The organism is Pseudomonas sp. NFPP12 (assembly GCF_900103205.1).
In the GTDB taxonomy this organism is placed as follows: domain Bacteria; phylum Pseudomonadota; class Gammaproteobacteria; order Pseudomonadales; family Pseudomonadaceae; genus Aquipseudomonas; species Aquipseudomonas protegens.
Window position 1 is genome coordinate 471,968 of record NZ_FMWW01000004.1, and the last position, 18,736, is coordinate 490,703.

An 18,736-nucleotide genomic window follows, 5' to 3' on the forward strand; every position below is an offset into this window, starting at 1 on the left:
GCAAGGGCGAAATTGCATCCGGCGCGCTCGTCTAATCTGTCTAAGCTTGCATTTTGCAAAGGATTGCTCGCCCGCCGACACCCTGGAGACTGTATGCGTTTGACCTGGTGCGCCCTGTTTCTCTTCAGCGCCAGCCTGGAAGCCGCAGAGCCGCCCCTGCGCTTTGCCATCGCCGACAGTTGGACCATGCCGGCCATCGAGGTCGAAGGCGACCAGCCCACCGATGGCATCCTTTTCGACACCATGAACAGCCTGGCCCGGCACCTGGGTACCCCGGCGCAGTTTCATGTCCTGGCCCGGGCCCGGGTGCAGAACGCCATGGCCCAGGGCGAAGTCGACGTGCGCTGCTACGCTGCCCAGGCCTGGCTGCCGAACCTCTCCGGGGATTACCTGTGGAGCGTGCCGCTGTTCATCCAGCGCAACCTGCTGGTGAGCACCCATCCGGAGCCCTCGGCGGTCAACCTGCAACAACTGTCGCGCCAGCATATCGGCACCGTCCTCAGCTATACCTACACCCCCTTGCAGCCGCTGTTCGACACCAACCAGCTGATACGCGACGACGCCCGCAACGAGGAGCAGGTGCTGCAGAAACTGGTGGTCGGGCGTTACCGCTACGCCATCGCCAGCCAGTGGACCCTGGACTGGTTCAACAAGACCCAGGCCACCGGCAACCCGCTGTACAGCGTCGCGGTGCTTCAGGAGCAGGCCGTCGGCTGCTATGTACGCAACGATCCGAGAGTGCCGGCCCAGCGCATCCTGCGCACCCTGTTGCGGATGAAGATGTCCGGCGAGATCGACGCCATCATCCAACGTTACGTCGGCCCCCAGGACGGCGCTCAGCCTCCCGACATCGCCTCGCCCTGAAGCTCGTCGCTTCGCCATGCCTGCGGTGGCTCGAAGCTGCGCACCCAATCCAGCACCGCCTCGGCGGGCATTGGCGGCGCAATGAAATCCCCCTGGGCGACGTCGCAGCCAAGGGCCATCAAGCGCTCGCCATGCGTCAGGCTTTCCAGCCCCTCGGCCACCACCCGCCGGCCAAAGGCCTGGGCCAGCCCCACCAACGCCTGGATCAGCGCCTGATCGTCCGCGTCGTGCAGCATGTCGCGCACGAACAGCCGGTCGATCTTGATGGTCTGGGTGCGCAGGCGCTTGAGGTAGCTGAGGGACGAATGGCCAGTGCCGAAGTCCCCCAGGGAGAACTGCACGCCAAACCCCTGGCAGGCATCGAGGCAATCGCTGACCCGCTGGATATTGTCGATGGCCACCGACTCGACGATTTCCAGGTCCAGCAACGCCGGCAACACATCCGGATAGCGATCGAGCATGTCCTTGAGCCGCTCGACGAAGTCCGGGCGCTGGAAATGCCGCGCCGCCACGTTCAGGCTCACCGGCCAGCCCAGCCCCGCCTGCTGCCAGCCTTGCAGGCGGGTCATCACCTGGTCCATGACCCATTCGCCGATCTCGACGATCAGGTCGGTCTCCTCAACCTGCTGCAGAAACTCCTGGGCCCCCAGCATGCCGCGCTGCGGGTGCTGCCAGCGCAGCATCGCCTCGAAGCCCACCACCTCACCGGTGCGCATGTTCACCTTGGGCTGGAAGTACAGGCGCAACTCGCCTGCGAGCAAGGCCTGGCGCACCTGCTCGACGGTCTGGTAGGTGACCATCACTTCACGGTCGCGCAGCACATCGAACAGGTGGAAGCGGTTGCGTCCACTCTGCTTGGCCACGTACATGGCCTGGTCGGCGTGGCGCAACAAGGTGTCGGCGTCGTGGTTGTCGGTGGGGTACAGGGTCACGCCGATGCTGGCGAAGACGTTGATGTCCTTGCCCTGGATCGAGTATGGCTGGGAAATGGTCGCCAATACTCTTTGCAACGCCGCGCGCAGCTCCAGCATGTCGCGCACGTAACGTAAAATCAGCACGAACTCGTCGCCGGCCAGGCGAGCCACCACGTCCTCGCCGCGGATGATCGAGCGCAGCCGCGCAGCCACCTCCACCAGCAGCAGGTCGCCACAGGCGTGGCCATAGCCGTCATTGACCGCCTTGAAGCCATCCAGATCGAGCATGCACACCGCCAGGGGAATATCCTGCGCCCGGGAGAAATCCAGAGCCTGGTGCAGCAGGTCCGAGAGAAAGGCCCGGTTGGGCAGCCCGGTAAGCACGTCGTGGCCGACCCGCCATTGCAACGAATGCAACAGCTGACGCTTTTCGCTGACATCGAAGCGGATCGACACATAACGCACCACCTGCCCGGAGCGCTGATCCACCAGCGGCACCATGGTGCTGTCGACCCAGTACAGGCTGCCGTCCTTGGCGCGGTTGCAGATCTCGCCCTTCCACACCCGGCCCTGGGTTATGGTCTGCCACAACTCGGCAAAGAACTCCGGCGGATGCAGCCCGGAACTGAGCATGCGGTGGTTGGCGCCGATCAGTTCTTCACGGCTGTAGCCCGAGACCTGGCAGAACAGATCGTTGACATAAGTGATGCTGCCGCCCAGGTCCGTCTCGGAGAAGATGGCGGCGGCATCGACGGCCCTGCGGTATTTCTCATCCATGAGTCGAACTCACTGTCGCTAGCGGTTGAACCGCTCGACCAGGGCACGCAGCCCGGAAGAGATGTTTTCCAGCTCGGCGCCGCGAACCACTCCGGCGCTGGCATTCTCGGCAGTGCGCTGCACCGTGACGGCGACACTGTTGATCTGTTCGGAGACCGATTCGGCTACATGGGACTGCTCCTGGGATGCCGCGGCCATTTGCTGGCTCATATCGGTAATACGCTCCACTGCCGCGCCGATGCCTTGCAGCGCCTGCTGGGCCTGGACCACCTGCTGCACGCCCTGCTCCGCCTCCTCGATGCCCAGGCTGGCGATCTGCACGGCTTCGTCGGCCCCGGCGCGCAGGCTCTGGATGATGCCCTGGATCTGCTGGGTCGACTCGCGGGTCTTGCCGGCCAGGGCCCGCACCTCATCAGCGACCACGGCAAAACCACGGCCCTGCTCACCGGCTCGGGCTGCCTCGATGGCCGCATTCAGGGCCAGCAGGTTGGTCTGGTCGGCAATCGCCTGGATCATACTCGCCGCCACCATGATCTCCTGGGTCTGCCCGGCCAGGTCGCCCACGGCCTGGTTGATCTGGGTCACGGTGCGCGCCAGCAACTGGATGGCATCCCGCGAGGTGCCGGCCACCTCGCTGCCCTGCCGGGCCAGCAGGTTGGCGGTGTGGGCTTCGCTGGCGGTGTGCTGGACGTGTTCAGCGACCTCGGTGATTGAAGCAGCCATCTGGGTCATGGCGGCCGCGGTCATGTCGGTTTCCGCCCGCTGCTCCAGCAGCGCCGACTCGGTGCGGCTGGACAATTGGCTGGAATCGGCCGCTGCGGTAGCCATCTGCCGGGCCAAATCGCTGAGGCGCGTCAGGGCGGTCTTTAGGCGCGCCTCCTCACTGATCAGGATCATCTGCAACTGCGCCGCCGGCCCCAGTGCTTCGCTGTAGGCCAGGGCGCAGATCGGATCGGCAAAAGTGTTCGGTGTGCTACTGACAATCTGCTTGAGCTGTTGCCCCAGGCGGCGCTGGGCCAGCAGCCCGACAGCCACGAAACCCGCGACGGTCAGGCCCTGGGCGGCCAGCGTCGGCAGCCAGTGGAAGGCGGCCAGGCAGCCTACCGCCACCGCCACCGGCAGCAGCAAGGGCCGGGCTGCGGCCTCGATGCGGCGCCAGGCGCAAACCGGCGCCTTGTCGGCCCGCAGGCGCGCATACAAGGTTTCGGCGCGGCTGACCTGCTCTCGGCTTGGCTTGACCCGCACCGACTCGTAGCCCACCAGTTTTCCGTCCTCCAGGATCGGCGTGACATAGGCGCTGACCCAATAGAAATTGCCGTTCTTGCAACGGTTCTTCACCACCCCCATCCAGCTCTGGCCGGCCTTCAGATAACCCCACATCGACTCGAACACCGCCGCCGGCATGTCCGGGTGGCGAACCAGATTATGGGTGCTGCCGATCAGTTCGGCCTGGCTGAAACCGCTCATCGCTGCGAACTCGGCGTTGCAGTACGTGATGTGACTGTTGATGTCGGTGGCGGATATGAGCCGCTGCTGGTCGGGAAAGGTCTGCTCGACAGAGGTGACCGGCAAATTGAGACGCACTTTAGAACTCCATAGACAGCCTGCGATCAACAGTTACCGGCACCCGGCAAGAGGCTGATTCGCGATGTACTTTCCTGGCGGTACGGCTCAATCGGAAGGTTCGCCCTGATTGCAGCCGTACAGCGGTTTGCGCGGCAGTTGACCATCGATTCGACGGAGATCAACTAGGATCAGATGAGGCGTCAGGTGGGGACGGCGGACGGAGCGTTGGCGGGATTTACGAGACGTTCGAGCCTCTGCCAAGTCCTTGGTTTAGGTGAACAAGGGAAATGCAATGATTTCTTGTTTCATAAACCAGCCTTCTGAAACTAGATCACCAAATACCTGTCCGAAGCGCCGATTCTACGAAATACATCACATTTTGCAAAGCAAGGTGATGAACCATGGTGTTGTCTAATGCCAATATTTATCGTTAAGTTCTTGATTCTAAATGGGAATTGAGCGATGCAAATTTCAAGTTTGGGTGCAGCCATCAAGCGCTATCGAAAGGTAGCGGGGCTTACTCAGGCTGAACTAGGTGAAAAAACCGGTTTTGACCCAAAAACCATCAGCCGCTTCGAAACCGGCACCTACACCCCCAGCGTTGAAGCTCTATTTCTGTTAGCCGAAGTACTGGGAGTGAAGCTGAAAGCCTTCTTCGCCGATCTGGGCGACGAAGAGGAACAGCGGGCTTATTTGTTCGGTGTCATTCACAAAGCCACCCCGAAGGATCTGGGAAAGCTGATAGCAGCGGTAGACCAGGCCTTGTCCAAGCCTTGAGCCCCGCAACAAATCAACTCCAAGAGGCAGGTTTATCGACACCGATAAGCCGGCCTCTTTTTCAATCGACGACTCCTGACAGGAACTGACAGGCCAGCCCCCTAAGCTTGCGCCCAACGCACCACCCAAAGGCCTCTGGAGTCGCCATGATCACCAACACCTATTTCCTGCTCTACGTGGACAGCCCCGCCCTCAGCGCAGATTTCTACAGCCGCTTGCTGGATAAACCGCCGGTGGAATCCGGCCCGACTTTCGCCTTGTTCATCCTCGACTCGGGGATCAAGCTTGGCCTCTGGTCCCGACACACTGTTCAGCCGAGCGCTCAGGCCGTCGGCGGTGGCGGCGAACTGGGCTGGGCCGTGGACAGCCGCGAAGCGGTGGATGAACTGCATCGGCACTGGCAAGCCCTGGGCATGACCATCGCCCAGCCGCCGACCCAGATGGATTTCGGCTACACCCTGGTGGCCCTCGACCCGGACGGCCACCGCCTGCGGGTGCTGTACCTGACCATCGACTGAGTCGCCAGCACTGAAACAGCGCCGTATCGGCGCCCGACCCTGCAGCAAAATAAAACCGACCGCCACATTGAGCCGCCCGGCACTCATCGTTATCCTCCCCGCCAACTTGTCACAAAATGTAAGGGAATACGATGAAGTACCTGCGCCTCCTCATGGCCATGGCCGCCCTCTGCGCCATGCCCTTTCTTGCCAGCGCCGCCACCGCGCCCGAGAGCAAGGACGCCGAACCCCAGACCGCCGAACAGTTTCTCGCCTCGCTCTCCCCACGCCACGGCAACGTCAAGCTGCCCGGGGATATCGCCAGCCTCGATCTGAGCAACGAGTTCTACTACCTCAACCCCAAGGACACCGAGAAGCTGCTCACCGAGGGCTGGGGCAATCCACCTGGCTTCACCACCCTGGGCATGATCGTGCCCAGCGCCGTCAGCCCGCTGTCCGCCGAAGGCTGGGGTGTGATCATCAGCTACAAGAACGATGGGCACATCTCCGACGACGACGCCGCGAAGATCGACTACCAGGACCTGCTCAAGCAGATGCAGGAAGCGGACGAGGAAGACAACAAGCAGCGCCAGGAACAGGGCTACGGCGCCATTCACCTGCTGGGCTGGGCCGAGCAGCCAAGCTATGACGCACAATCGCACAAGATGTACTGGGCCCGTGAACTCAAGGCCGAAGGCGCCCAGAGCCACACCCTGAACTACAGCATCCGCGTGCTGGGCCGCGAAGGCGTGCTGGAACTCAATGCCGTGGCTTCAATGGACGACCTGGACACCATCAAACGCGAGATTCCCAAGGTGCTGGCCTTTACCAACTTCACCGACGGCAACCGCTACGCCGACTACAACCCGAGCACCGACAAACTGGCCTCCTACGGGCTCGCCGCCCTGGTGGCCGGCGGCCTCGCCAGCAAGGCAGGGCTCTTCGCCAAGCTCGGCGTACTGCTCCTGGCCGGCAAGAAATTCATCGTTCTGGGGGTATTGGGCCTTGCCGCCTTCATCGGCCGCCTGTTCAAGAAAAAGAGCTGAATCCCGCCCGGTAGCGCCCCGCCATTGCGCGGCGCTGGCACTTGCAAGGCCGGCACTAGCGGCCTTGCCCGGCAGGCACCTCATTGGCAGGTGTCGCCGACAAGCGCCGGCGCCACCGCCAACGCCCGTCCAATTGCATCGCCATCACGCTACCCAGCACCACCGCCGCCCCCAGCACCACGCTGGACTGCAGAGTTTCGCCCAGCACCGTCGCCGCCAGCAGCATCGCCACCGGCGGGATCAGGTACATCGCGATCGACGCGCGGCTGACCTCGACCCGTGCCAGCACATAGGCCCAGGCCAGGTAAGCCAGTGCACTGGGAAACAGCCCCAGCAACAGCACCGCGAGGTTCACCCGTAGTGATGCCTGGGCCACCGCCTGCGTTAGCCCGGGGGCATACACCAAGAGCAGTAGCGTACCGCCCCAGACCATGTAGCAGACAGTGGTCAACACCCCATAACGCCCAGAAAAGCGCCGCTGCAAGACGAAGTACAGCCCCCAGGAAAACGCCGCCAGCAGCACCAGCAGCCCTCGCGGCTCGATCGCCCCCAGGCCCTTGTCACCGGCCACCACCAGCACCGCCCCCAACAGCCCGACCACCACACAAAGCCAGCGCCAGCCACTGACCGGCTCCCTGAGCCAGAAAAACGCGATCAGCGTGCTGAAGATCGGCGCGGACTGCGCCAGCACGCTGGATGCTCCGGCGCTCAGCCCTTGCTGGCCGTAGTTGAGGCTGACGTGATGAAAAGCGATGGCGAAGAAACCCAGTACCAGCAACCAGGGCAGGTCGCGCCAGCGCGGCAGGGAGATCTTCAGCACTAGCGCCATTGCGGCCATGAACAGCGAGGCAATCAGGAACCGCAGCAAGGCCAGGTGCCCGGGGCTGTAGCCTTCCAGGCCGATATGGATACCCACCGGCGAATAGGCCCAACACAGAATCACCGCAGCGGTGGCCAGCACCAGCTTGAACAGGGGCGAGAGCATCACGACACAGATATCCAGAGGCAAGAAGAGGACCTGCAGTGTCCCGCCCTGCACAACTCACCACAATTAACCGATACTGAGGTTATTCCTCACTGGAAATGAGCAATGGAACTGACCCAACTGAAAATGGTGAAGGCCGTGGCCCGCACCGGCAGCATTGCCCGAGCGGCCGAGCAACTGCATTGCGTGCCCTCCAATATCACCAACCGCCTCAAACAGCTGGAAGGCGAGCTGGGCACCGAACTGTTTACCCGGGTCGGACGCGGCCTGCGGATCAGCCCCGCCGGGGAAATCTTCCTCGGCTACAGTGAACGCATCCTGGCCCTGGTGGATGAAGCCAAACGTGCGGTGGACAACCAGGCCGAACCCAGCGGCCTGTTGCGCCTGGGCTCGATCGAGTCATGCGCCGGTGGGCGCCTGCCTCCGCTGCTGGCGCAATACCACAAGCGCTATCCGAAGGTGAGCGTGGAGCTGGTGACCGGAACCTGGTCGCAACTCTTTGAAGAGCTGCTGCACCAACGCATCGACGGCGCCCTGGTGGCCATCGACAGCCTGCCGGCCAAACTGCAACAGACCGTGCTCTACCACGAACCGCTGGTGCTGATCTCCAGCGGAAACAGCGCCCCTATCCGCAGCGCCAGCGACTTGCAGCACCACAACCTGTTCATGTGGCCGCCGGGCTGCCCCTATCGCCGCGCCCTGGAAAACTGGTTGGGCAGGCACGGTCTGAACCTGCCCATCACCGGCTATGCCAGCTGGGGCACCATCATCGGCTGCGTCAGCGTGGGGGCCGGGGTCTCGCTGATACCGGAAGGGGTGCTGGAGCGCTATTCGCAATCGGCCAACCTGAGCGTGCAGCGCTTCGACGACCTGCTACCGGTGGATAACCGTTTTGTCTGGCACAAGGATGTACAACACCATGGCGCCAGGGACGCCTTTGCCCAGTTGCTGCGGGAGCAGCTGGGGGCCTGACAGCCCCGCAGCAACCTAGCAGGCAACACCGAGCATTTGGGCACAACGAGGCAGTCACGATGACTGAGCCCCCATCAGGGCGTCGATAAAGGGGGCCTTCTGCGCAAGGTACTCGCCAATGCCCTCGCGATTGCTGGCCTCAAGCCGAAACTTCAGATCCTGATACTGTTGGCGGATGCCGCTGTCCTGACGCAACAGATCGCGAAAGCGCAGCATGCGCCCCACCTGCTCATGACCGGCGACACAGACATGCACCTTGTGGGTGCGTATACCCTCTACATCGCGGCGGTAAAAATGATGCCCGGGGGACAGATTGCTACCCCGGACATACCCCAGGGTCGCCATGAAGGCATTGCGCGCGGCTTCATCCACCTGCTCCGCGACCACCACCAGCAGATCGATTTCCGGCTTGGCCGCCAATCCTGGAACAGCAGTGCTCCCCACGTGATGAATATCCATCAGCTCGCAGCCGAAGCCTTTGGCTATGCGCGCCTTCTCCCCTGCAAATGCCGCAGGCCAACGATCGTCATAGAGGGAGATCTTACTGGTTAGCGCCATGACCACTCCTTGATGCAAAGGCGTTGGATATTCCAGGAGCCCGCCGCCCGAGCCAACAGGACACAGGGATTGGCGAACCACAAACAAGGCGCACGACAACGGCACGTCAACAGAAATGCTGCACGAGCTCGAAGGTTGGCAGGAATTTTGATTCATCTCGTTGAGGACCAACGAGGAGCGTTATGGAGGCAACCCCACCAGCCACACCCCGGCACACAATGTTCCCGCTGTGGCTGCTGCCTTCCGGCTCTGACCAGGTTCACGGGTAATCGTTGCGGGGGGACCGATGGGGTCACCATAACGACGTTCGCCTGACGGCGAGCCGCGCCATTGTACCTATCTGAGTCGAACTTACAACCGCTGGCTGCAGATTAAAACTCGATGGGCTTCAAGCACTTGGCCGTGGCCCACCTGCCGTGGGGGCGAACTTGCTGGCGAAACAGGCATCGCGGTGCACCAGGGAAATCGCGCCGGGGCCTTCGCGAGCAAGCTCGCCCCTACAGGACGGAGAGGATCAGTCCAGGGACAGGACCTCGTCGGCGCGACCGCCTTCCTGCTGGATCACCAGGTGGATGAAATGCAATTTGGCAATCACCGCGGGCGGCAGGATGAAGGGGTAGAAATCCGGTTGGCCCATGCTGCGGGACAGTTCGTTGAGCATGCCCGCCAGTTCGATCCAGGCGTTGACGAAAGCCAGGAACGCCGGCCCGCCTGGATGCTGCGGATCATAGAGGCTGCTCAAGGGAAACGGCTGGTAGTCGAGGTCGACGTCCCGGGCGCTCATGCCGAAACCCAGGGCGGTGTCCACTGCATCCACCATGTGCAGGTAGTGAGCCCAGGTCTCCGCCCAGTCTTCCCAGGGGTGCATGGTGGCGTAGGCGCTGACATGGCTTTGCTGCCAGCCAGCCGGCGCGCCCTTCTGATAGTGCCGCTCCAGAGCTTGCGCGTAGCTGTAGCGTTCATCGCCGAAGAGGCTGCGAAAGGCTTCCAGCCAGGGGCTGTTGGCTATCAACCGGTCCCAGTAGTAATGCCCCACTTCGTGACGGAAATGCCCGAGCAGGGTGCGGTAAGGCTCATGCATCTGGGCCCGGATCTTTTCCCGGTGGGCGTCGTCGGCTTCCTTGATATCCAGCGTAATGAGGCCGTTGGCATGCCCGGTAACCGGCGCCCTGCCCTCCAGATCAACACCGATGAAATCAAAGGCCAGCCCGGCCTGCTCATCTTCGCCCTTGGGGATCACCTGCAACCCCAGGTCAAGCAATTGCGCTACCAGCCGGCGCTTGGCAATTTCCACCTTGCGCCAGCGCTCCGGGTTCTCGGCTATGGACAGGTCGGGAATGGTGCGATTGAGCTTGCAGGCCACGCACAGGCTGTCGGTCAGATGCGCCGGCAGCAGCCAGTTGCAGGCTGCCGGGGTATCGAGGTTGGCGCAACGCCTGAAGGCGCCGGCTTCGGGCTTGGCATCCAGCACCCAGGTATCGCCCGCCGGCCCGGGCTGCAGGGAAGACAGCAGACCCAGGTGTGGTGCATAGCCAAGCATTGCCGAACAGGCCAGGCACTGGCTGTTGCGAAAGAACAGCGATTGCCCGCAGCGGCAGGACCAGAGTTTGCTGTTACGTGAACGGTCGCCGACGAAGGGTGCGGCGATCCGGGAACTGAGCTGCTCGAAGAAGCGGTACATGGCGAATCCTCCCTGGGGCTTGCCAAGACTAGATCATGGGCAAGCCTGTGGGGTTCCAAGATTCGTACCACTGCGCCGCTGGCGACGAGGCGTACCCGAAGGCACGGCAGCGGCTACAGGTCAGGTCGGGACGCCGTGCTCGGTCAGGAAAGCCACGAAGGCTTCTTCGTCCAGCACCTTGAGCCCCAGTTCGTTGGCCTTGGCCAGTTTGGAGCCGGCGCCGGGGCCGGCCACCACGCAGTGAGTCTTCGCCGAGACCGAACCCGCCACCTTGGCACCAAGGCTTTCCAGCTTGTCCTTGGCCACGTCGCGGCTCATCAGTTCCAGGGAGCCCGTAAGCACCCAGGTCTGCCCCGCCAGCGGCAGGCCCGCAACCACCTTCTTCTCGCTCTGCCAATGCATGCCAAAGGCCTGCAGCTGCTGTTCGATGGCCTGGGCCAGTTGTGCGTTGGCCGGGTTGTCGAAGAATTCACGCACCGCCTTGGCCTGCTTCTCCGGCAGCGCCTGGCGCATGTCCAGCCAGTCGGCCTCGATCACGCCTTGCAGTGAGCCGAACTTGTCGGCCAGTTTCTGCGCGGCGCCCGGGCCTACTGAAGGGATGTTGAGCTTGTCGAGCATGCCGCCCAGGGTGGTGCTGGCGGCGAATTCGGCGCCCAGTTCGCCCTGATCCTGCAGCACCAGGCCGCATTGATCTGCCGCCAGCAGGGAACCGATGACTTCCTGGTTATGACTGTCCTCAAAGAAGCTGTGGATTTCGTGAGCCACTTCCAGACCGACATCCGGCAGATAGGTCAGCACTTGCGGCAGTGCCTGCTGAACCCGCTCCAGGCTGCCCAGGGAGCGTGCCAGGACCTTGGCGGTTTCCTCGCCGACATCCGGGATACCCAGGGCATAGATGAAGCGCGCCAGGGCCGGACGCTTGCTGTCTTCGATGGCCTTGAGCAGTTTGTTGCTGGACACCTCGGCAAAGCCTTCCAGGTCGATGATCTGCTCGTATTTGAGCCTGTAGAGATCAGCCGGCGAGGCAATAAGGTTCTCGTCCACCAACTGTTCGATGGTCTTGTCCCCCAGGCCTTCGATATCCATGGCACGACGGGACACAAAATGGATGATCGCCTGCTTGAGCTGGGCCCCGCAGGCCAGCCGGCCAACGCAGCGATACACCGCACCTTCGCTGACGGTTTCCCGGCCCTTGCTGCGCTTGACCAGTTGCGTGCGCTCTACGTGGGAACCACAGACCGGGCAGCTCTCGGGGATCTGCACCGGGCGGGCGTTCTCCGGACGACGCTCGGTCACCACTTGCACCACTTGCGGAATCACGTCGCCGGCACGGCGGATGATCACCGTGTCACCGATCATCAAGCCCAGGCGCGCCACTTCATCCATGTTGTGCAAAGTAGCGTTGGATACAGTGACCCCGGCCACCTTGACCGGCTGCAAGCGCGCCACCGGCGTCACGGCACCGGTACGACCGACCTGGAACTCCACGTCCAGCAGCTCGGTGAGCTCTTCCATGGCCGGGAACTTGTGGGCGATGGCCCAGCGCGGCTCCCGGGCACGGAAACCCAGTTCCCGCTGGGAGGCGATGCTGTTGACCTTGAACACCACGCCGTCGATCTCATAAGGCAACGCATTGCGCCGCTCGCCGATCTCGCGGTAGTAGTCCAGGCATTCGTCGATGCCCTTGGCCAATCGCAGTTCACGACTGATGGGCATACCCCACTGCTTTAACCGTTCAAGATTGCCGATGTGGGTGTCGGCGATGTCCGCGCTGACCTGGCCCAGGCCATAGCAGCAGAACTCCAGGGGCCGACTGGCGGTGATCTTCGAATCCAGCTGGCGCAGGCTGCCCGCCGCGGCGTTGCGCGGGTTGGCGAAGGTCTTGCCGCCCGCTTCCAGTTGCGCAGCGTTCAGGCGCTCGAAGCCGGCCTTGGACATGAACACTTCACCGCGCACTTCCAGGGTTGCCGGCCAGCCACTGCCTTGCAGCTTGAGGGGAATGTTGCGCACGGTACGCACATTGACGCTGATGTCTTCACCGGTGGTGCCATCGCCACGGGTGGCGCCGCGTACCAGTACGCCATCCTGGTACAGCAGGCTGACTGCCAGGCCATCGAGCTTGGGCTCGCAGCTGTACTCCACCGCCGCGCCGCCACCGAACAGATCACCGGCCGGCAGGTCCAGGCCTTCGTTGACCCGGCGATCGAACTCGCGCATGTCGACTTCCTCGAAAGCGTTGCCGAGGCTGAGCATGGGGATTTCATGACGCACCTGGGTGAAGGCCGAAAGCGCTGCGCTGCCGACACGCTGGGTTGGCGAATCGCTGGTCACCAGTTCAGGGTGCTCGGCTTCCAGGGCCTTGAGCTCACGGAACAGCCGGTCGTATTCCGCATCCGGAATGCTGGGTTCATCCAGTACGTGGTAGCGGTAATTGTGCTGGTCCAGCTCAGCGCGCAGCTCAAGAATGCGGGTTTCGGCGGCGGTCATGGGGTTCTCTCACAAAGCAAAAGAGCAGCCTAGGCTGCTCGATCTGAAGATTGGGGCAAGGACTTCGCTGGCAAGCCAGTTCCTGTACAAGCCAGCCCCTACATGGAGGGGCTGGCTCCAGGAGCTTAGCGCTTTTGGGTCAGGGCGCGGCGTTCGAATTCGACGATGCGCTGGCGGTAGTGTTCGATGGTCTGGGCAGTCAGGACGCTGCGTTGATCGTCCTTGAGCTCGCCATTGAGCTCCTGAGACAACTTGCGCGCCGCCGCCACCATCACGTCGAAGGCTTGCTTGGGGTGACGCGGGCCCGGCAGGCCGAGGAAGAAGCTGACAGCCGGGGTGCTGAAGTGGTCGATATCGTCCAGGTCGAACACGCCCGGCTTGACCGCGTTGGCCATAGAGAACAGCACCTCGCCGTTGCCAGCCATGCTTTCGTGGCGGTGGAAAATATCCATCTCGCCAAAACGCAGGCCGCTTTCCAGGATGTTCTGCAACAGGGCCGGCCCCTTGAAGCCGGCAGCGTCGCGGCAGATCACGCTGATCACCAGCACTTCTTCGGCTTGCGGCTGGTCCTTGTCGCTGTGGCTCGCGGCCTTGCTTTCCTCTGCCGGGAAATCATCGTCGCGGCTGCTGAAGCTCGGGCCACTGTCCAGATCCAGGTCCAGGTTGAGGTCGCCCTGATGCGGCTCGCCACCGCGCTTGCCGCGCTTGGACGAAGAACTTTCCCGCGGTTCGCGGGCAGGCATGCTGACCGACGGCAGGTCATGCTCGTCCAACTGCGGCTCTTTATGGGTATCCAGAACGCGGGGCGGGCCCAGCAGCTCGGCACTGCCTTCATCGTCCGGCAGATTGGAAAGACTTCGATCAAGACGGAACTTCAACTTCCCCTTGCCGCCGCGCATACGCCGCCAGCCATCAAAAAGAATACCGGCGATAACAATAATGCCGATGACGATCAGCCACTCGCGCAGACCGATTTCCATGTAATCCCGTGCCTCTATAAAAAATGCTGAAAAATAAGGGGTTTACAATCTGCAAACCGCTTTAAAACGTGGCGCCAACTCTATGTTCTGAATGGCGTTTTGCCCACGCATAGGAAAAATTGACATTAAACTAGCACGACCAAAGGCAACTTTACACCGTCTGTCGCAACGGCTAGGGCCAATATATCGATTGGCCAGCTGGGTAATGGGAAAAATCCCCCCTACTTGCCCCCTACAGTCGCCTCAGTCGCCCGGACTCAAGCGTCCACCATCGCCATCGCCTCCTCGACATCCACGGCTACCAGGCGCGAACAACCGGGTTCGTGCATCGTTACCCCCATCAACTGATCAGCCATTTCCATGGCGATCTTGTTGTGGGTGATATAGATGAACTGCACGGTCTGCGACATCTCTTTAACCAATCTCGCGTAGCGTCCAACGTTAGCGTCATCCAGCGGTGCGTCAACTTCGTCGAGCATGCAGAACGGCGCCGGGTTCAACTTAAAGATGGCAAATACCAGGGCCAATGCGGTCAATGCCTTTTCGCCACCGGAGAGCAAATGAATGGTGCTGTTCTTCTTGCCCGGAGGACGCGCCATGATCGTTACCCCTGTATCGAGTAGATCTTCGCCCGTCAGTTCCAAATAAGCGCTGCCGCCACCGAAAACTTTTGGAAAGAGTGCCTGCAAACCGCCGTTGATCTGATCAAAGGTATCTTTGAATCGATTACGGGTTTCCTTGTCGATCTTGCGGATCACGTTCTCCAGGGTTTCCAGTGCCTCCACCAGGTCGGCATCCTGGGCATCCAGATAGCGCTTGCGCTCGGACTGCTGCTGATACTCGTCGATGGCCGCCAGGTTGATTGCGCCCAGGCGCTGGATCCGTGCGGCAATCCGTTCCAGCTCTTCTTCGGCGGCCTGCTCGCTGGCTTCCGCGGTCAGGGTCGCCAGCACGCCGTCCAGGTCGTAGCCGTCGGCCAGCAGTTGCTCCTGCAAGGTCTTGCGGCGCACGGTCAGGGCTTGCCATTCCATGCGCTGCTGCTCCAACTGGCCACGAATCAACTGCGACTGCTGCTCGGCCTGGTTACGGCGCTTCTCGGCATCGCGCAATTCGCGGTCGGCATCTTCCAGGGCGATCTGCGCGGTCTTGAGCTCCACATCCACGGTCATGCGTTTTTCCAGCAGCTCTTCGAGCTTCAGGCGCAACTCTTCCAATGGCGCCTCGCCTTCTTCCAGGTTGAGGCTGAGTTGTTCGCGCTTCTCGGTCAGACGCTCGGATTGCAGCTCCAGACGCTCCAGAGCCTGCCGGGTGGAATCGTGCTGGGCCTTGAGCGAGCCCATGCGCACTGCCAACTGGTGGGCGTGATCCTTGTGCTGGCGCGCTTCCTGGCGCACCCGGTCAAGACGCTCGCGCAGGCTGTCGCGCTGGGCCAGCAGCAGCTCACGCTGCTCGGTGTCCAGGGCCATGCTGTCGAGAGCGTCCTGCAATTGCAGGCGCGCCTCCCCAATCTGTTCGTGTTCCAGCTCGCGCTGTTCGCCAAGCTCCACCAGCTCTTCATCGAGACGGGTACGCCGCAAGGTCAGTTGTTCGGCCTTGGCCTTGCCGGCAGACAGCTTGGCCTTCAGCTCACCTTGCTGGCGAGCTTCGTCCTGCAGCAGACGGCGCAGATGCTCGCGACCGTTCTCCTGCTGGCGCTGCTGGGCCCGCAGGTTGAGCAACTGGCTTTCCAGGGCCTCGACACTGGCTTCGCGCTCATCGCGCTCCTGGGTCAATTGCTGGATTTCCTGGCCCCGGGCCAGCACGCCGCTTTCCGCTTCGCTGGCGCGGCGCACCCGCAAAAAATGCCGGCCGACCCAGTAGCCATCGCGGCTGATCAGGCTCTGTCCGGCAGCCAGTTGCCCCCGCAAGGCCAGGGCCTGTTCGAGGTTTTCCACCGGTTTGACCTGACCCAGCCAAGGCGACAGATCCACCGTGGACTCCACCTTGTCCAGCAGGCTGCCGGGGATGCGCATTGCATCGCCTTGCTGGCTCAGCAGGCGCAGATCGCCTTGCTGGAAACCCGCGAGGTCAAGACCGGTAAAATCGTCCACCAGCACCGCCTGCAGATCGGCGCCAAGCACGGTTTCCACCGCCAGTTCCCAGCCCGCTTCCACATGCATGCCATCGGCCAGGCGCGGACGCTCGGCCAACTGCTGCTCACGCAACCATTCGGCAGTGCCAGTGGCGGGGTCCAGCGCGGCCTGCTGCAAGGCTTCCAGGGAGGCCAGCCGGCCATTGAGGCGCTGCAATTCACCCTGGGCCTGCTGCTGTGCCTGGGTTGCCTGCTGCAATTGCTGGCGCAGTTGTTCCAGGCGCTCGACCTGGGACTCCTCGCTGGCTTGCAGGTCTTCCAGGGTCGCTTCACTGGCGGCCAGTTGTTCGTTGAGTTCGAGGATCGCCGCGTCTTCCGGGTCGGCCGAAAGCAACTCGCGCTCCTCGCCCAGGCGTCGCTGGCGCTCGGACAGCCGCTCCATGCTGCCTTCGAGCTGCTGGATGCGTGACTGCTGCACTTCCGCCTGGCGCCGCGGTTCCGCGGAACTCAGGTTGAATGCGTCCCACTGCTCCTGCCAGCCGTGCATGGTGGTTTCAGCTTCCTCCAGGGTCGCGGCGGCTTCTTCGGCCGCAGCGGAGGTGACTTCCTGCTCGGGCTCGAGCATCGCCAGCTCTTCCCCCAGGGTCGCCAGCAAGGTGCGGTCGTGCCCCAGGTGCGACTCGGTTTCCAGGCGCGCGCGCTCGGCTTCCTTGAGGTCGTCCTGCAACTGCCGCAGGCGCTGCTGGCCATGCTGGATGCTCTGCTCGACCCGGGCGATGTCACCGCCCACCGAATAGAAGCGCCCCTGCACCAGATTGAAGCGTTCGGAGAGCTCGTGGTGCCCGTCGCGAAAGCGTTCGATGGCGGCATCGGCGTTGCGCTGCTCGGCCACCAGGGCCTCGAAGCTGACTTCCTGGCTACCGATCACCGACTCGCGCTGGCCCACCTGCTCATTCAGGGCTTGCCAGCGCAGGGCCGACAGTTGCGCCTTGAGCTGGCGCTCCTCGGCCTTGTACTCCTGATACTTCTCGGCGGCCTGGGCCTGGCGATGCAAGCGTTCGAGCTGACGCTCCAGCTCTTCGCGCAGGTCGGTCAGGCGGGCGAGGTTCTCGTGAGTGCGGCGGATGCGGTTTTCCGTCTCGCGCCGGCGCTCCTTGTACTTGGAGATGCCCGCGGCTTCCTCGATGAAGTTGCGCAAATCCTCGGGCTTGGCTTCGATCAGCTTGGAGATCATGCCCTGCTCGATGATCGAGTAGCTGCGTGGCCCCAGGCCGGTGCCGAGGAAGATATCGGTGATATCCCGACGGCGACATTTGGCGCCGTTGAGGAAATAACTGTTCTGGCTGTCTCGGGTCACCTTGCGGCGAATGGAGATTTCCGCATAGGCGGCGTACTCGCCCACCAGGGTGCCATCGGAGTTGTCGAACACCAGTTCGATGCTGGCCTGGCTCACCGGCTTGCGGCTGGTGGAGCCGTTGAAGATGACGTCGGTCATCGACTCGCCGCGCAGGTTCTTCGCCGAACTTTCGCCCATGACCCAGCGCACGGCGTCGATGATGTTCGACTTGCCGCAGCCATTGGGCCCGACCACCGCCGCCATGTTACTGGGGAAGTTCACCGTGGTCGGATCGACGAAGGACTTGAACCCCGCCAGCTTGATGCACTTGAGTCGCACGTTTACGCATCCGCCAACGCAGATACCACCAGATCGCTGCTGCGCTCGGCGTAGGCCGTCAGCACCTGGCGGATCTGCACCAGGTCACGGGCCAATACCGCGGCCAGCAGTTGCTCGAACAACGCCAGGTACTCGCTCATGGATGCCTTGCGCTGGTCCAGCGCCAGGTAATAGGCGCGGCTCATGGCCGGCTGCAGGTTCTCGACAGTCTCCTGCAGGTAGGGGTTGTCGGCGAACGGATAGGCCGCGCGCATCACGCTGAAGCTGTCTTCGACGAAGGCGCGGATGTCCTGGCGTTCATAGGCACTCTCCAGGCGCTGCTGGATCTGCAGGAATGGCGTCATGTCGCTCTGCTGTGTCCAGCCGCTGGCCACCGAGTTGCCCAGCAGGATGTACAGCTCGCTCATCAGCGTGCACAGGCTGCGGACCTTGTGCTCGGTGAGCTCGGTCACATGGGCACCACGGCGCGGCAGGATGGCGATCAGATGGCGGCGCTCGAGAATCAGCAAGGCCTCGCGGACCGAACCACGGCTGACATTGAGGGCCAAGGTGACCTTCTGTTCCTGAATGCGCTCCCCAGGCTTGAGATCCCCGCGAATGATACGTTCGGCGAGGTGGTGAGCAATTTGCTCGGCGAGGCTGTCCGGCGCCTTGAACGTCATGGTTTTCCTTCAAAATCTTTAATCGGCACAAGCCGCGCAGTGTAGCGCAATTGCCACTTCATCGCGGAGTGCCCAAGGGGCGGAATTTGGCACGAAATAAGCAAATTGACCGTGATCCGAGCAATTTTCCACAGCCGTTCATACTTGAATTGTTGGAGTCGAAAATTTCCTGACCTTGAAGTCAGAAAATCATTGACCGAAAAGTCAGACATGACTAAATTCGG

Annotated in this window: 14 protein-coding genes and 1 other RNA gene; 5 read left to right on the forward strand and 10 right to left on the reverse strand. The window is 62.5% G+C overall.

The window, feature by feature from the left end; all coding sequences use genetic code 11:
- The first annotated feature begins 93 nt into the window (after positions 1–93).
- A complete protein-coding gene (locus BLS75_RS19265; protein WP_072451578.1) occupies positions 94–864 on the forward strand; it encodes a substrate-binding periplasmic protein in 771 nt (256 codons plus the stop codon).
- On the opposite strand, the gene BLS75_RS19270 is transcribed toward BLS75_RS19265, so the two are convergent.
- Entirely contained in the window at positions 837–2,555 is a 1,719-nt protein-coding gene (locus BLS75_RS19270; RefSeq protein ID WP_072451579.1) for a putative bifunctional diguanylate cyclase/phosphodiesterase, read from the reverse strand. The two genes, BLS75_RS19265 and BLS75_RS19270, sit on opposite strands and share 28 nt — an antisense overlap.
- Positions 2,556–2,573: 18 nt before the next feature.
- The gene (locus BLS75_RS19275; protein ID WP_011060221.1) at positions 2,574–4,139 is read right to left on the reverse strand and encodes a methyl-accepting chemotaxis protein; all 1,566 of its coding nucleotides are present in this window, start codon (positions 4,137–4,139) and stop codon (positions 2,574–2,576) included.
- Between the two features lie 444 nt (positions 4,140–4,583).
- Here BLS75_RS19275 and BLS75_RS19280 point away from each other — a divergent pair, with 444 nt between their 5' ends.
- The 3 genes from BLS75_RS19280 to BLS75_RS19290 all read left to right on the forward strand — a co-directional run bounded on the left by BLS75_RS19280 (position 4,584) and on the right by BLS75_RS19290 (position 6,441).
- Positions 4,584–4,898 (forward strand): helix-turn-helix domain-containing protein, encoded by a 315-nt coding sequence (locus BLS75_RS19280; RefSeq protein WP_011060220.1) that lies wholly within the window; start codon positions 4,584–4,586, stop codon positions 4,896–4,898.
- Positions 4,899–5,044: 146 nt separating this feature from the next.
- Positions 5,045–5,416 carry a VOC family protein gene (locus tag BLS75_RS19285; protein ID WP_072451580.1) on the forward strand — a complete coding sequence of 124 codons (372 nt, stop codon included), beginning with the start codon at positions 5,045–5,047 and terminating at the stop codon, positions 5,414–5,416.
- A gap of 131 nt (positions 5,417–5,547) precedes the next feature.
- On the forward strand, positions 5,548–6,441 hold the full coding sequence (locus tag BLS75_RS19290; protein WP_072451581.1) for a DUF2167 domain-containing protein: 894 nt from the start codon (positions 5,548–5,550) through the stop codon (positions 6,439–6,441).
- 55 nt (positions 6,442–6,496) lie between these two features.
- On the opposite strand, the gene BLS75_RS19295 is transcribed toward BLS75_RS19290, so the two are convergent.
- Positions 6,497–7,426 carry a DMT family transporter gene (locus BLS75_RS19295; protein WP_072451582.1) on the reverse strand — a complete coding sequence of 310 codons (930 nt, stop codon included), beginning with the start codon at positions 7,424–7,426 and terminating at the stop codon, positions 6,497–6,499.
- Between the two features lie 105 nt (positions 7,427–7,531).
- Between BLS75_RS19295 and BLS75_RS19300 the strand changes: the two genes are divergently transcribed.
- Positions 7,532–8,398 carry a LysR family transcriptional regulator gene (locus BLS75_RS19300; protein WP_011060216.1) on the forward strand — a complete coding sequence of 289 codons (867 nt, stop codon included), beginning with the start codon at positions 7,532–7,534 and terminating at the stop codon, positions 8,396–8,398.
- Between the two features lie 54 nt (positions 8,399–8,452).
- Here the strand turns inward: BLS75_RS19300 and BLS75_RS19305 are convergent, their stop codons facing one another.
- The 7 genes from BLS75_RS19305 to BLS75_RS19335 all read right to left on the reverse strand — a co-directional run bounded on the left by BLS75_RS19305 (position 8,453) and on the right by BLS75_RS19335 (position 18,512).
- Entirely contained in the window at positions 8,453–8,956 is a 504-nt protein-coding gene (locus tag BLS75_RS19305) for a GrpB family protein (protein ID WP_015634772.1), read from the reverse strand.
- A 192-nt stretch (positions 8,957–9,148) separates the two neighbouring features.
- Positions 9,149–9,245: signal recognition particle sRNA small type (gene ffs, locus BLS75_RS19310), an RNA gene on the reverse strand.
- 225 nt (positions 9,246–9,470) lie between these two features.
- Positions 9,471–10,637, reverse strand: coding sequence for a zinc-binding metallopeptidase family protein (locus tag BLS75_RS19315; protein WP_011060214.1), 1,167 nt, complete (start codon positions 10,635–10,637; stop codon positions 9,471–9,473).
- A gap of 120 nt (positions 10,638–10,757) precedes the next feature.
- Positions 10,758–13,124 carry an NAD-dependent DNA ligase LigA gene (gene ligA / locus BLS75_RS19320; RefSeq protein WP_011060213.1) on the reverse strand — a complete coding sequence of 789 codons (2,367 nt, stop codon included), beginning with the start codon at positions 13,122–13,124 and terminating at the stop codon, positions 10,758–10,760.
- A 125-nt stretch (positions 13,125–13,249) separates the two neighbouring features.
- Positions 13,250–14,104: a cell division protein ZipA gene (gene zipA / locus BLS75_RS19325; RefSeq protein ID WP_072451583.1), complete on the reverse strand. Its 855-nt coding sequence runs from the start codon at positions 14,102–14,104 to the stop codon at positions 13,250–13,252.
- Positions 14,105–14,361: 257 nt separating this feature from the next.
- Positions 14,362–17,850 (reverse strand): chromosome segregation protein SMC, encoded by a 3,489-nt coding sequence (smc, locus tag BLS75_RS19330; protein ID WP_072451584.1) that lies wholly within the window; start codon positions 17,848–17,850, stop codon positions 14,362–14,364.
- A 2-nt stretch (positions 17,851–17,852) separates the two neighbouring features.
- Positions 17,853–18,512, reverse strand: coding sequence for a GntR family transcriptional regulator (locus BLS75_RS19335; RefSeq protein ID WP_072451585.1), 660 nt, complete (start codon positions 18,510–18,512; stop codon positions 17,853–17,855).
- Positions 18,513–18,736: the final 224 nt, after the last annotated feature.